This is a genomic window from Psychrobacter cibarius, from assembly GCF_904845955.1.
Lineage (GTDB): Bacteria > Pseudomonadota > Gammaproteobacteria > Pseudomonadales > Moraxellaceae > Psychrobacter > Psychrobacter cibarius_B.
On record NZ_CAJGYX010000006.1, the window covers coordinates 24,674 to 39,290 of the forward strand.

The 14,617-nt window shown below is 44.7% G+C and carries 9 protein-coding genes; 5 read left to right on the plus strand and 4 right to left on the minus strand.

The window, feature by feature from the left end:
- Positions 1-115: 115 nt before the first annotated feature.
- Positions 116-1,072 (plus strand): ribosome biogenesis GTPase YlqF, encoded by a 957-nt coding sequence (gene ylqF, locus JMV76_RS11715; RefSeq protein WP_201502821.1) that lies wholly within the window; start codon positions 116-118, stop codon positions 1,070-1,072.
- 157 nt (positions 1,073-1,229) lie between these two features.
- Here the strand turns inward: ylqF and JMV76_RS11720 are convergent, their stop codons facing one another.
- On the minus strand, positions 1,230-1,745 hold the full coding sequence (locus JMV76_RS11720; RefSeq protein WP_265090303.1) for a GlcG/HbpS family heme-binding protein: 516 nt from the start codon (positions 1,743-1,745) through the stop codon (positions 1,230-1,232).
- A gap of 391 nt (positions 1,746-2,136) precedes the next feature.
- Between JMV76_RS11720 and mutY the strand changes: the two genes are divergently transcribed.
- Complete coding sequence (gene mutY, locus JMV76_RS11725) at positions 2,137-3,405, plus strand: A/G-specific adenine glycosylase (protein WP_201502822.1); 1,269 nt, start codon at positions 2,137-2,139, stop codon at positions 3,403-3,405.
- A 115-nt stretch (positions 3,406-3,520) separates the two neighbouring features.
- Here mutY and JMV76_RS11730 read toward each other — a convergent pair whose 3' ends face one another.
- Both JMV76_RS11730 and rapA read right to left on the minus strand, forming a co-directional pair.
- Entirely contained in the window at positions 3,521-4,423 is a 903-nt protein-coding gene (locus tag JMV76_RS11730; protein WP_045452453.1) for an acyl-CoA thioesterase, read from the minus strand.
- 496 nt (positions 4,424-4,919) lie between these two features.
- Positions 4,920-7,808, minus strand: a complete 2,889-nt coding sequence (gene rapA / locus JMV76_RS11735; RefSeq protein WP_201502823.1) for an RNA polymerase-associated protein RapA — start codon at positions 7,806-7,808, stop codon at positions 4,920-4,922.
- A gap of 657 nt (positions 7,809-8,465) precedes the next feature.
- On the opposite strand from rapA, the gene JMV76_RS11740 reads away from it, so the two are divergent.
- The 3 genes from JMV76_RS11740 (at position 8,466) to JMV76_RS11750 (ending at position 12,956) form a co-directional block, all read left to right on the plus strand.
- A complete protein-coding gene (locus JMV76_RS11740; protein WP_201502824.1) occupies positions 8,466-10,778 on the plus strand; it encodes a sensor histidine kinase in 2,313 nt (770 codons plus the stop codon).
- 79 nt (positions 10,779-10,857) lie between these two features.
- On the plus strand, positions 10,858-11,814 hold the full coding sequence (locus tag JMV76_RS11745; protein ID WP_045445938.1) for a response regulator: 957 nt from the start codon (positions 10,858-10,860) through the stop codon (positions 11,812-11,814).
- Positions 11,815-12,014: 200 nt separating this feature from the next.
- Entirely contained in the window at positions 12,015-12,956 is a 942-nt protein-coding gene (locus tag JMV76_RS11750; protein ID WP_201502825.1) for a D-2-hydroxyacid dehydrogenase, read from the plus strand.
- A 34-nt stretch (positions 12,957-12,990) separates the two neighbouring features.
- On the opposite strand, the gene JMV76_RS11755 is transcribed toward JMV76_RS11750, so the two are convergent.
- Positions 12,991-14,616 (minus strand): flavin-containing monooxygenase, encoded by a 1,626-nt coding sequence (locus JMV76_RS11755; RefSeq protein WP_201502826.1) that lies wholly within the window; start codon positions 14,614-14,616, stop codon positions 12,991-12,993.
- Between the last annotated feature and the right edge of the window lies 1 nt (position 14,617).

Genomic DNA, 14,617 nt, shown 5'->3' on the forward strand with positions numbered 1-14,617 from the left:
TGGTTGGGCGAAATTGTAGCGTGAGCAAGGTGGTTCTGTAGTAAACTGGACACCATGAAAAGTAAATGACGATCGTCTTACTTTGCGCATTTTTTATAAAAGGTTATGAAAGCAGATGGATAAGAGAGCAAGTATTCAGTGGTTCCCTGGGCACATGAACAAAGCCCGTAACGAAATCAAAGAAATCATGCCACAGATGGATTTGGTAATCGAGGTGATCGATGCGCGTATCCCATATAGTAGTGAAAACCCGATGGTCGCGGCATTGCGCGGCGAAAAACCCGTCATCAAAATCCTGAACAAAGCCGACCTTGCTGATCCTGAATTGACCCAAGCTTGGATGGACTATCTTGAGCAGCAAAGCGGTGTGAAAGCCATTGCTTGCGATACTGATAAAGCCAATGATGTCAAACGTATCATCGCCATCTGTAAACAACTTGTACCCAATAAAGTGGGCACGGGTCGCCAAATCAAAGCCATGATTATGGGAATTCCAAACGTTGGTAAATCAACATTGATTAATACCTTGGCTGGACGTGCTGTCGCCAGAACTGGCGATGAGCCAGCGGTCACTAAGTCGCAGCAATTGATTAAGCTAGACGATGACATCATGCTCTATGACACGCCCGGTATGCTATGGCCAAAAGTCGAAAACGAAAACTCTGGCTATCGTTTGGCAGCGACGGGCGGTATTCGTGATACGGCTTTTGATTTCGCTGATGTTGCCAGCTATACCGCTGAATACTTGATGCAAGCCTATCCTGAGCTGCTAAAAACCCGCTACAAAATTGAAGCGCTACCAAAGACTGATTGGGAGTTTTTTGAAGTCGCTGGACGCAATCGCGGCTGTGTACGTTCGGGCAATCAAGTCGATACGTACCGCATGTCTGAGATTTTGATCAACGAGTTACGTAGCGCTAAGCTTGGGCGTATTACGCTTGAGACGCCAGCCATGTCTGAAGCTGAAGAACTCATCGTCGCTGAGCAACGCTTAGCAGCAGAAGAAAAAAGAATCGCCAAAGAAGAAGAAAAGCGCTTACGTCGTTTGAAAACGCGGAAGAATCGGAAATAATAAATCGATAACCCTTTGTGTCTATAATGTTAGCTGCATAAAATTATTTTAGAGCTCATGCAAAAAAAGCCCCTAAGGGCTTTTTTTGTGTTTACTGATAGCGATATCGAAGTTTTTCAATGATATCCAAATCATTTAGCGATATCTAAGTCATCAACTACTTCTGTTTAGGCATGACTTTTTCGATAGCTTTCAACGCACAAGCTTCGTCTTGTACTGCGCCACCTGCACCGCCCGCTGCAATAGCGCCGATCACATCATTACCAAATTTTAACGGCACACCACCGCCGATCAGCAGTAAATCATTTACCGTATTCAGGTTATTTGAGTCTGGATTAGCGCGAGCATTATCTGCCCACGTACGTGAAGGCGTTTTGGTAGATAATGCCGTAAATGCCTTGCGAACAGCAGCATCAGTATTGTGCGGACCAACGTTATCATCACGCTGTAGCGCGATTAAATTACCAGCACGATCAACAACTGCGACAACGGCAGATTTGCCCTCTGCGTGACAGGCTGCCATGGTGGCATCGATTAATTCATTGGCCAACTCTAAAGAAACATTGGGCTGTTGTAATACTAGATTTGGTTTGGCGGCCAAAACGTTGGCTGAACAGCCAATGACTGCTAGCGCCAATATTGCTTTAGATAAGTAGTTCGACATTAACTTCATAAAGAGTCCTAAATATTACTCATACATGTGAGCGTTTGTTTGAAATGATGCTTGGTGAGCTTTAATAAGCGTATTTGATGAAACCAGACAATGAGTTATCGTTAACTCAAAGGTGCTCTTGCGACCCTAGCGAGAATAAGAGTCATAATCTTGCAAAAAGCACAACAATGATAAGTTAATTTTTCTACAAAATTCACTTAATTTTGTAAGATTTACTTTATAAATTTGCAACTCTATATTAAGTTTTCTGTTACATACTCTGTTTTTTAACACTCGTACTCAAAAGACGCTTACATCGTGGTAATCTCAAACAGCGCACGACAGCGATATAAACTCACTTCTCTCAAAAATCGGTTATAATTCATACACTAATATGCCACAAATTGATGATATGACTCAGCTTACCCCCACTGCAAACCTCACAACGATAGAAAACACTTTTACTCAATACTCTACTTCTCTCGATTCGTTCGCCCCGCGCCTACTCGATTGGTTCGCCGAAAACGGTCGCCATGACCTACCTTGGCAGCAGCACCAAACCGACGCGCCCAATCCTTATATCGTCTGGCTATCCGAAGTCATGCTCCAGCAAACGCAAGTAACGACGGTACTGCCCTACTTTGCCCGTTTTATGGCGTCGTTTCCAACGGTACAAGATTTAGCCGCCGCAGAATGGGATATGGTTGCGGGGCATTGGGCGGGGCTTGGCTACTATGCGCGCGCGCGTAATTTGCATAAAGGCGCGAAACAACTGGTCGAAGTCATTGATGAGACGGGCGACTTTCCGCAGACGCTAGCAGGGTGGGAAGCCATATCTGGCGTCGGGCCATCGACCGCTGGCGCGATTATGGCGATGGGACTGCATCGTTATGGCGTCATTTGTGATGGCAATGTCAAACGCGTCCTCACGCGTTGGGCGGCTATCGATGGTGATATTACCAAATCTGCCACGACCAAAGAGCTGTGGGCATTGGCAGAGCGTTTGACGCCTGTCGATGACTCAGGATTATTTGCGCAAGCCATGATGGATATGGGCGCGACGTTATGCACGCGTAGCAAGCCTGCCTGCCTACTATGTCCGCTTCAAGAGGACTGCCTAGCCCACGAGCAAGGACGCGAAACAGATTATCCAGTCAAAGCAAAAAAGCAGCCCAAACCCAGCAAGTTTAGCAATGCGTTATTGATTGAAGATATTGATGGCAAAATACTATGGCTACAACGCCCTGACAATGGCATTTGGGGCGGACTGTGGAGTTTGCCTTTACAGTTTGTTGAAAAAACCGCAGGCAAAGTGAATACTAAAACTGCCTCAGAAAAAACGACTGAAATTGACGATACATTATTAAAAGTGACCAGTAATGAAAAAGTATACGAAGCAGAATTTACCACTGCCGAGCAAATTATCAACGAGTGGTTAGACAAGCATAAATTGACAGCAAAAGCAGTCAGTAAAACTTTATTAGACGATGCCCCTATTAAACATTCACTGACCCATTTTCATTGGTATTTGACACCGCAATCGCTGATTTTAAATACTGAGCAAATTGCCGAAATAACCGAAGCCTTAGAAGCAGCACAAATTAATATTAATTGGCTAAATGCTGTTGACGCTCAGGCAACACTTGGACTGCCACGAGCAATGGTCAAGATTTTAGAATAATCCTTTGAACGCAATCGTTGAAAAGAACTGCTTAAAAAAACACGTAACACGCCATTAAAAAAGCGACTCAAAATGTATCTTGAGTCGCTTTTTTTATTTATCAGAAGATGAGGGCTTAGGACTTTGGCACACGTAAACGCATCAGGCCTTCTTGTTGTACCGTAGCAACCAGCTTACCATCTTGCCAAAACTGCCCATGGTTTAAACCCTTGGCATTAGACGTGGTATCACTCCACATGTCGTATAGCATCCAACCGTTTAGATCAAAATTACGATGAAAATGCATCGAGTGGTCAATACTAGCCGCTTGCAAGCCGCTGGTCATAAAGCTAACACCATGTGACATCAGCCCTGTACCAACCAGATAAAAATCGGACGAAAATGCCAATAGCGCTTGTTGAATCGCAACAGGTTGATTGCCCAATTCGCGGATACGCAACCAGTTCGCCTGCTTCGGTTTCATTGGCTCTGGATGAATCGGATCACGCGGTTTAACTGGTTTAATTTCGACATGGCGACGCCGCATAAAACGGGCTTTGAGTGCGTCTGGGACTTTTCCGACATACTCTTCTTTTAAATCTTGCTCAGCCAGTAAATCCTCTGGTGGCGGATAGACGGGCATGTCTTCTTGATACTCTAAACCCTCTTCCATCGGCGAAAACGAGGCTATCATTGAAAATATTACTTGCTCAATGGGCGCTTTACCACGCACTTCTTTATACTGAATCGCCGTCACTTCACGCGCAGACAGACTACGACCGTCACGCAAGCGGCGCACCTGATAAATAACTGGCTGCGTGATATCACCACCGCGCAAAAAATAGCCGTGCAGTGAATGACAGGGTTTGTCTTTATCCAGTGTATGCGCCGCCGCCATGATGGCTTGGGCGAGCACTTGTCCACCAAAAATACGACTGCCAACATAGTCATGGCTCTTACCCTCAAAGACATCGGGGGTCACTTCAATAAGCGCTACAGTAGCTAGCAGCTCATCAATCAATTGCGAATAATCGGACATGACGATAGGTTTCCTTATTTTTATCAAAAACGCTAAGCATCTGAAAATACGCACCCAACGATATCAATATCATATAGCGAAAGACAAAAGACACTTTGCATTTGAATGTAAAATAATATGAAATCACTTGCTGAAAATGCACAAGAGAGATTTAACACGAAAATTTTAGCGCAAAAAACACGGTCATAGCAGCGCTATCACCAGCATTTATTATATCGTTGTTTCAGCTTAAAAGAAGTACAAAGCAATCGAGTACAAAGGTATATGTGATACTTCACACGAGACGCGGTTACCCTTTTATAGCGAATGGGCTATAAATCGAAAAGATAAACATCTTACCCAATATCGATGGCTTTGACTAGAGAGCGACGCTCACTTGGCAATATCATGTTGATATTTTTGCTTAACATGCCTTAAGGCGCGCCCTAATATAAACGATATTAATCATAAAAAAACGAGATGCTATTAAACATCTCGTTCTTTTGATCATTTACATTTATGGCTTCACTGCCACTAACACACGGATGGAGTCTGGGACTAATAACAGACTACCTAGTGCTTGCTCACCCTGGGCTTTTAGTTGCTCCAAGCGTTCAATCTCGGCAGGGCGTACGTTAGGATTAATCGTTTGTAGATGCTTTAGGCGTTTGATTTCACGTGACCACTGCTGGCTAAAACGGGCACTGGCTTGTTCACCAATCTCCGCTAACTGCTGACGGGCAATCTCTTCCGCTTCATAATAACGCTGCTCAATCACATCACCGCGTACTTTAATGACTTGGCGAGCACGGTTTTTATCCAGACGCTCAATATGCGGCATAATCATCTCCGCACTGATACGCGAGGACAAATCACTGCCTTGCTCACTGATAAATACACGGATATTTTGCGTGGTCAGCGTCGCTGGTAAATTGAGCAACCTTGGCGCAATGGCTTCAACGCGGAAATTCACTTCGAGCAGCACCATACCTTGTGGTACAGCAGAACTTTTTAGCATCGCCACCGTGGTATTACCAAAGGTGCTGGTACTCGCCAACTCATAAATCGCGCGCATCAATGGATGTTCGTGAGTGATAAACTCGATATCTTCACGCTGCAGTGCTTGCTCACGCTCGAATGTCAACGTCATGCCATCTTCGTCACCGAGTGGCAGACCATCGATATAATCACTAATTTCAGTGCTATCAATCGGAGCAATCACCCACGAGCCATCGCGCTGGATATTGTGATCGATATTGGCTGAGGCAAAAAAGCGCTCAATAAACTGCGGCAATAGATTATGGCCATCAAAATCGCGCATGGCGTCAGCGATACGTTTGGCAACACGTGGGCGACACGAGTTGTATTCTAATAAGCGATCACGACCCGCTTGTAGCTGTGCCTCTAACCCCAATCGCGTCTGTTTCGCTTCTTCGATGATATCTTGTAGTATCGCACGGTTCTCGTCAGTATCCGCGCCTTCAAGCATGGGTTTTAGCTCTTGAATATACTGCTCTTGCACGCTCTGCGCCGTTGGAGAGATTTGATTAAACATATTCAGCGCGTCGTGATACCATTTATACAGACGCTCTTGTGCTGTGCCTTGTACATAAGGCACATGCAGCATGATTTGCTGCGTTTGTCCGATACGATCTAGGCGACCAATACGCTGCTCTAAGGTATCTGGATTGGCGGGCAAATCCCACAATATCAGCTGGCTGGCAAACTGGAAGTTACGACCTTCCGAACCAATCTCTGAGCACAACAATATCTGAGCGCCTTCGCTATCAGCAAAGAACGCCGCTGCTTGGTCACGCTCAAGTAAGGTCATCTGCTCAGTAAAGATAGCGGTTTTAATACCAGCATGTAAGCGTAATACCGCCTCCAAGCTCTCAACCGTCGCGCCACTACGGGCAATCAACAGCACTTTTTTGTGCTTAAGCTCACCGCGCAAAATATCAATCAACCAAGGCACACGTGGGTCATCTTCTAGCCAGCCACCATCAGGTTGGTTTTCTTCGCCCCATAGCTGCTCACGCAATTTACCATTGGTTTGATAGCTGTCTTTCCATGCGGCAGGTAATGCCAGTGGGTACGGCTGGCTGCTACGACCATAGAATCCTTTGACACTTTCACGGGTATTACGGAATAGAATACGACCTGTACCATGACGATCTAATAGCTCATTAAGCGCATAAGTACGCAGTTTTTCGTCATCATTAATCGTTGCCAACTCATCAAGACTGATGTCTAACAAGCTGCTTAAAGCGGCAATTTGACTGTCGCTTAATGGCTTATCTTCTATCAATACACCAGCAACGGCAGCCGTTTCAGCAAAGGCTTCTTGACCATCGATAAACTCATCCAAATCATCAAAACGATCCGGATCAAGCAAACGCAAACGAGCAAAGTGACTTTGTGCGCCAAGCTGCTCTGGCGTTGCTGTCAATAGCATGACCCCTGGCGTTTCTTCGGCAAAGTCAGCAATCAAGTCATATTTATCATTGCCGCCTTGCGCTTCATCCCAATGCAGATGATGCGCCTCATCGACCACCAATAAATCAAACCCTGCATCCATCGCTTGGTCGTACAAATCAGGGTGATCGAGTAATAAATCCATACCCGCAATGATACATTGCTCAGTGGCAAAGACGTTTTGCTCAGGATCGTGCTCTTTAATGGCTGCTGCACGTACCAAATCAAATAAGGCAAAATTTAGATTAAAACGACGACGCAGCTCAATCATCCACTGATATTGCAAACTATCTGGTACCAGAATGAGCACACGCTCAGCTTTGCCCGTTAGCAGCTGTTGATGAATAATCAAACCTGCTTCGATGGTTTTGCCCAAACCCACTTCATCAGCAAGCAACACACGCGGTGCGATACGCTTGCCAACTTCATGAGCGATATAGAGCTGATGCTCAATGATATCGACACGTGCACCCATCAAACCTTTAAGCGGATGACCCGCTAGCGCCGACTGCATACGCAAGATATCTTGACGCAGCTCATACCAATCACCACGCTCAATCCGACCAGCCAGCAGACGCTCAAGCGGCTTGGCAAGCGTGATATTGGCAGCCAGACGAGTTTCCATAATGCCTCGTTCATGCTCATCGACACTGTATTTGAGTACACCCATCACTTCTTCGACCGCGGTTACGGTATAGCTCTTACCCGCTTGATCAGAAATACTATCGCCGACTTTAAACACCACGCGTGATAATGGCGCGGAGTTTTTGGCGTAGACGCGCGTCTCTTCACTTTGTGGAAATAGAATGTGCACACATCGGTCATCTACATCGATGACCACACCCAAGCCTAGCTCGGACTCCGTATCAGATAAACAACGTTGACCAACGGCAAATTCAGTATTGTGCAATGAAGCGATAGAGATAGTCATAGGGCGATGTCTTTTGTACTCAGATAATAGGAAAAAATAGATAGCTCATAATGAGATTTGCTAGCGTGAATCACTAGCGCGATGTCATTACTTAATAGTCTGAGAGGTCGCCGGCCATACCGGCAGCGTCAGCTCATTAGCTAGGTCGCAAGATAAAGCCGACCATTATATAACGTTAGCAGCTAGATGAGTGCGCTAAGTTGACTTTTCAAGAGCAGATTATTGCAAGATTATATCAACGCCAAGCATAAGTTGGTCATATAAAACAATAAGATAACGACTCGCAAGTAAAGAAAAAATATTGTCATTATAAAATTGATTCTGTATTGTTGAGAAATGCAATAGAACATTTCCTCTTTCTTACCTGAATTATTCAAACGCACGTCTACACCTACTCTTTTGCCGCCTAGTATTCATGATTAATTATCCTTAAGGATTTATGGGCACAGTATGGCCTTTTATAGTCCTTTAAGTTATAAAAACATCAATAGTTAAGTCGGTTAAGTTATAAGAGTAAAGTTATACTTTTAATTTTTTTGCCATTATGTACAGACCATTTTAATTAAGATTACGCATTACCACCTAATTGATTGCCACCAATACCTAGCATTGGCACTCTTCTTCGTGGTCACTATTATCCCAAGGACTATCACCATCATGAGTGCCTCCAAAAAAGTTGGCTTTTTTAATCAAGTCAGTACCCAAGTAACCACTATTTTATTTATTGCTTTTGCGGTCGTACTGGCGGTCGTCGTTTATGTTGTTGATAAAGAGGGCTATGAGAAAATCCGCCTTGAATCTGCAAAATTGGTGGCTGAACGTGGCAATACCGCGGTAAATAGTATTTCAGCCGATATCAATCGGGTGATGCGTAGTGCCTTGCTACTACAGCAAAGCGCGCAAACCTTGCCCACAGAAGAGGCGATTTTACAAACGAGTACTGCCAATGCCTTTGATAAGCGTGATTATAATCTATTGGGTAGTGGCGGCATTTGGCCTGAAAAAGGCGCACTTGGGGCAAATACCGCGACCCATCCATTTTTGATGGTTCGTCAAAACGGTGATTATCAAGCGGTGTTGAGCGATCCAAATCCTACCAACCCTTATTATCAAGAAGATTGGTTTAGCGTCTTAAAGTTGCTCAAACCTGAGAGCTGTATTTGGAACCATGTGCGCGCCAGCCAAACCAAAGGCGAGCTGGCGATGAGCTGCGGTGTGGCAATCGAGCGTGACAATCAGTTTTGGGGTGCCAGTACGGTTAACTTTACGCTGAATCAGCTACAAGAAAACATCGTCAAGTTAAGCGAAAGCTCAGGCTCAGGCTACATTCTACTCTTGGATAATAGTGACAAGGTGATCGCCTCCTCTAACACTGAACGCTTAAGCTATGTTGATGAGAAAACGGGTACGCCGCTTGATATCAAACAAGTCATCAACTCAGACCCTGCTTGGCAACCCGTGCTTGATTTCTTAGATGTTCAACGTAATGAGATCATCGAACAAGTCGCCGCTAGCGTCTCACCACAAGTTCAGCAGGTACTGACCACGCTTGATAAAGCTGAGACTGGTACGGCAAAAGGTTATTATTTGGTGAACTATGCCGCTTATCTGAATAACGGTGAAAACAAGCAAAATGCCATGGACAGCCGCTTATTACAGAGCTTCGAGCTGGCAAAAGACAGTTACTATAACGGCAGTCAAGCCTATGTCTTTGAGATTCCTGAGACTTATTGGAAGCTGATCGTTGTCCAACCTGATGCTGAAATTAACGCCATTGCCGATAATCTCAGTGAAAACTTGGTTAACTGGATTGCATTAGCACTATTGATTACGGCTGGCGTCATTTACTTCATGCTGACTTTCTTAGCATTCAAACCCTTGAAAGAAACCACTGATAAAATCTCTGAAGCGGAAAACTTAATTAATAATAAGCAGTACAATAAGCTGAGCGAGGTTAAATTCGCAGAAGGTCGCAACGAGATTGGACTGGTGAATGGCTCTATTAATGACCTACTAGACCGAATCCAGTCTAACGAAGGTAAGCTTGCCAACATTAACCAACAGCTAGAGATTAAAGTCGAAGAACGTACTGCTGAGCTGCAAGAAACGCTAAAAGAGCTGAAAAACTCGCAGTTGCAATTGATTCGTTCAGAAAAAATGGCAACGTTGGGACAAATGGTGGCAGGCGTTGCTCATGAAGTGAACACACCTTTATCATACGTGCAAAATAATCTTGAAATTATTGGCCAGTTGACGGAGCAATACGAAGAGCTGATTGAATTGGTACAAGGATTAAAAAGCGTTAAAACTGACGCGGCGGCTGATGGAAAAATTGACAAGCTATTGGCGGATATTATCCGTGCTTCTGATGAAATCCAAGAAGATGACCTATCAGCTGAATTAAAAGAGCTGATTAAAGATTCGTTATTTGGCGTCGAGCAAATCACTGAAATGGTACTAAATCTACGTAACTTTGCCCGTCTTGATGAGTCAAAAGTGAAAACCATCGATGTGCGCGAATGTATCGAAGCCTCGCTTAAAATCGCTGGCAACTCCATTAGACATCAAGAGATTGTGACTGATTTTGCGCCCACGCCTGAAGTGAAATGCTCACCGTCGCAAATTAACCAAGTCTTGGTCAATCTACTGAACAATGCCGCGCAAGCCATGGGAGAAAAACCTGATGGCAAAATCGAAGTGCGCACCCGTGCCGATGATCACAATGTTTATATTGATGTGATCGACAACGGTAAAGGTATGAGTCCAGAAATTCTCAATCAAATCTTTGAGCCGTTCTTTACGACCAAAGGCGCAGGCGAAGGCACAGGTCTGGGTATGGCAATCAGCCAGCAAATTATGGAGCAACATAATGGCGATATCAAAGTCGTATCGACCGAAGGCGTTGGCACCACATTTACGTTAATACTACCGATTAATAATAACTTAACAGAGCAAAACCTAGTTGCGTAAGCGCTGGATCAGCTGCCCTGTTACGTAGAACATATTTAGATATTTAACGACTATTATTCATCATCATAAGGATATCATCATGAATGAATTAGAAAATGACTTAACCACAGTTGAAACCAGCGCTGAGTCAAAGCCGAAGTTGGCATTTATCGACGATGAACAACGCATTTTACGGTCTATGAAACTGCTGTTTCGTAAGACCCATGACGTCTTTATCACCACCGACCCGACTGAGTATATTGACTATATCAAGAACAACCATGTACACGTGGCGGTCAGTGACCAGCGGATGCCTGAGCGAGTCGGTGTGGATATCTTACGCGAAGTAAAAGATGTCTCACCGTCCACCATGCGTATTTTATTGACGGGCTATGCCGATTTAAACGCGATTATTGGCTCTATTAACGATGGTGAGATTTATCGTTATTTGACTAAGCCTTGTAAATCTGAAGAGCTGATCACCGTGGTCGGACGTGCAACCGAAATCGCCTTGACCTATAATCCAGACGAAGATGCCGACCAATTCGACAGTTCAGGTAATAAGCAAACGCTGCTGGTGATCGATGAAACCAATGAGTTGATTGAGCAAATACGTAAGCAATTTTCTCACAGTTATAAAGTACTGCACGCTGAGAGTTTAGAAGAAGCGTACGATTATTTGGCGAATGAAGATATCGGTGTTTGTATCACCGATATCAATGTCAGCGGTGAGAATATCGCGCCGATTATCTTTACCTTAAAGCAAGATGCGCCGCATTTGGTGGTTTTGGTACAGACTGAATTTCAAGACGCTGGCTTGCTGATTGATTTGATTAATAAAGGTCAGGTCTATCGCTGCTTGCCGAAACCGATGCGCGCCAGCCTGCTTGAGATTAGCGTCAACCGTGCATTTCAGCATCATGCGAAGCTAAAAGCTAGCCCTGACTTGGTCAAACGCTATGAAGTCGAGCATGACCCTGAAAACGATGTGCGTATTGATTTGAGCAGTCGCGTACGTAGCCTTATTGGCAAATTGCGTAAACGCTTTTCTTTATAAGTCCATAAAACCAAATAAGCACAAAAGACTACCGTCTCAATCAACAAAACCTCTATTTCAATATTGAAGTAGAGGTTTTTTGCTTTGTACTTTTTTGATGGATTTTTTGACGACCTTTTTGACTAAAATCACCAACGTGCTACATTAAGCCAGTAGCAGCTAAAGCCCCATTTACGATAATAATGAGATAAGGAATAACCATGCGCGCGGTTTTTTTAGATAAAGGCACCTTTTCTGATGGCATCGACTTGCCAGCCCCAGACGGCATCAGCGATTACCTCACTTATGATGACACCCCAAAAGATGCTGCTGTTATCGTAGAGCGCTGCAAAGACGCTGACATCATTATCACCAATAAAGTGCAAATCAGCGCTGAAGTGATAAGCAAATTGCCCAAGCTCAAGCTCATTCAACTGACCGCTACTGGTATGAACAACGTCGATCAAGACGCTTGTGTTGAGCACCATGTGGCGCTTTATAATGTCGCAGGTTATGCAGTCAAAAGTGTGCCCGAACATACCTTTATGCTCATGCTCAACGCCATGCGCGCGGGTATTTATTATCATCAAAAAGTCGCTGATGGCACATGGCAAGCAAACGGTAATTTTTGCCTACTGGATATTCCGCTAATAGATTTAGAAGATAAAACACTAGGTATTATTGGCGTTGGCACTATTGGCAAACGCGTGACCGACATTGCTCGTGCCTTTGGAATGACAGTATTGTGGGCGGAGCAGCAAGGACGCGCACCGCGCAATGACGACTATACCGCGTTTGACGACGTACTGGCACAGTCTGATGTACTGAGCTTGCATTGCCCATTAAACGAGAAAACTCAGCACCTAATTAATGCAGATACTTTAGCAAAAATGGTCAAACAGCCGCTCATCGTCAATGTCGCTCGTGGTGGCATCGTGGATAGCCAAGCGCTGACTGATGCCATTAACAATGAGCAAATCATCGGCTACGCCAGCGACGTTTTTGAGCAAGAGCCTATCATGGATGATGACCCTTTATTGACCATTGCCAAGCATCCGCGCGTTATATTTAGCCCGCATAATGCGTGGGGCAGCAAAAGCGCCCAAGAAACCTTGTGGCAGATCTTAAGCAAACAAGTTGCTGATTTTATTAATAGCCATTAAAAAACATTTAACAAACGACTGTAACCAAGCGACCTTAACGACTAAAACGTAACCAATCATCTTTTATTTTGCGATGTTTGAGCATGATGCGGTCGCTTAGATAGTTGTTTGTCACCCGCCAAGGATATATATCGCCTTGCTTGGGTAGCTCATGTTGAGCGCGCTTGACATATCCTGACGATAGCGCGCCCATCACTGTATCTGTCTGCGTAAGCGCTTTGGCATCTTTAGTCTGTGCTTGTGGCAATACCACTTGATAGCGATGCTGATGCATATAGCCCAGCAGTCGCATCACATACTGACACGCCAAATCGATTTTTAACGTCCATGAGGCGTTGGTATAACCAAACAGTGCCACCATATTTGGTATATCTTCAATCATGACCGCTTTATAAGTCATGCGCGAACCAATATCTATCGCCTGCCCGTCAATATATACTTTGGCACCGCCGAGCATCTGTAGCTTTAGTCCTGTCGCTGTGACGATTATATCAGCATCGAGAGAGTTACCCGATTCGAGCATGATGCCCGTCTTGGTAAAATGGCTGATTTGATCGGTGACGACGCTGGCGCGTTTGCCATGCAATGCTTTGAATAAATCACTGTCTGGCACCGCACATATCCGCTGGTCCCAAGGATTATAGTCCGGTACAAAATGCGCCACATCGATACCGCTACCCTTTAGCTCTGTTTTGACACCGCGTTTTAATAACGCTTTCATAAGCTTGGGTGCCAATATAGCCGCTCGATAAGTACCTTGTTGAATCAATACATTACGAGTACGCAGCAGCGTATAAGCTTGCTCTTTTGACAACGGTGAAAATTTACCTGCTAGCCAATCAAGCGTATAATCATCGCCCGGTACACTTGCCACATACGTGGGAGAACGCTGTAACATAGTGACGTGACGCGCGCATTGCCCACCTTTTTCATCCATCAAAGCTGGCAGCAATGTCATCGCTGTGGCACCGCTCCCGATAATGACTACCTTCTTATCGTCATAATCCACATTTTGCCAATGCTGCGGATGGATGATTTCACCTTGAAAATCTGCTTCTTTATTAAAAGAAGGACGATAACCTTGCTCATAATCGTAGTAACCCGTGGCGCCAACGACGAACTTTGCCGTTATCGTAAACACCTCACCGCTAGCATGATTTTTTACCATCGCCGTCCATTGTTGATGGCTACTTGACCAAGACAGCTGCTGCACCTCGTGCTGATAGCGAATATGTTCGCTGATACCAAACTCACGCGCCGTATCAGCAATATAGTTTTTAATATCACCGCCTTTTGCCAAAATCCTGTGATTTAGCCATGGTCTGAAACTGTAGCCAAACGTCAAGGCATCAGAGTCAGAGCGGATGCCAGGATAGGTAAACAAATCCCATGTACCACCCAAATCTGCTCGTTTTTCTAACACCAAAAATCGCTGTGCACTTTTCTGCTGTTGCTTTGATGATTTGCGTTTCTGCTTACCTGGATTTTTATGACCAAACAGTCCTTTGTGTTTTTGCTGCTGCAATCGGCACGCCATACCAATACCGGCAATTCCTGCACCGATAATCAGTACTTCATAATCCACTGGTGTGTCTGAGAGTGCCGATTTAGCTTTGAAGCGTTTCTTAGCTGCCTGTTTGGCTGCCGTCATATCAAGCATA

Bases quoted from the DNA above. Each gene is read 5' to 3' on its own strand.
- JMV76_RS11720 (WP_265090303.1), bottom strand. From the start codon at position 1,745: ATGAAGTTAATGTCGAACTACTTATCTAAAGCAATATTGGCGCTAGCA.
- JMV76_RS11750 (WP_201502825.1), top strand. From the start codon at position 12,015: ATGCGCGCGGTTTTTTTAGATAAAGGCACCTTTTCTGATGGCATCGAC.
- JMV76_RS11755 (WP_201502826.1), bottom strand. From the start codon at position 14,616: ATGCTTGATATGACGGCAGCCAAACAGGCAGCTAAGAAACGCTTCAAA.
- JMV76_RS11740 (WP_201502824.1), top strand. From the start codon at position 8,466: ATGAGTGCCTCCAAAAAAGTTGGCTTTTTTAATCAAGTCAGTACCCAA.
- mutY (WP_201502822.1), top strand. From the start codon at position 2,137: ATGACTCAGCTTACCCCCACTGCAAACCTCACAACGATAGAAAACACT.
- JMV76_RS11745 (WP_045445938.1), top strand. From the start codon at position 10,858: ATGAATGAATTAGAAAATGACTTAACCACAGTTGAAACCAGCGCTGAG.
- rapA (WP_201502823.1), bottom strand. From the start codon at position 7,808: ATGACTATCTCTATCGCTTCATTGCACAATACTGAATTTGCCGTTGGT.
- ylqF (WP_201502821.1), top strand. From the start codon at position 116: ATGGATAAGAGAGCAAGTATTCAGTGGTTCCCTGGGCACATGAACAAA.
- JMV76_RS11730 (WP_045452453.1), bottom strand. From the start codon at position 4,423: ATGTCCGATTATTCGCAATTGATTGATGAGCTGCTAGCTACTGTAGCG.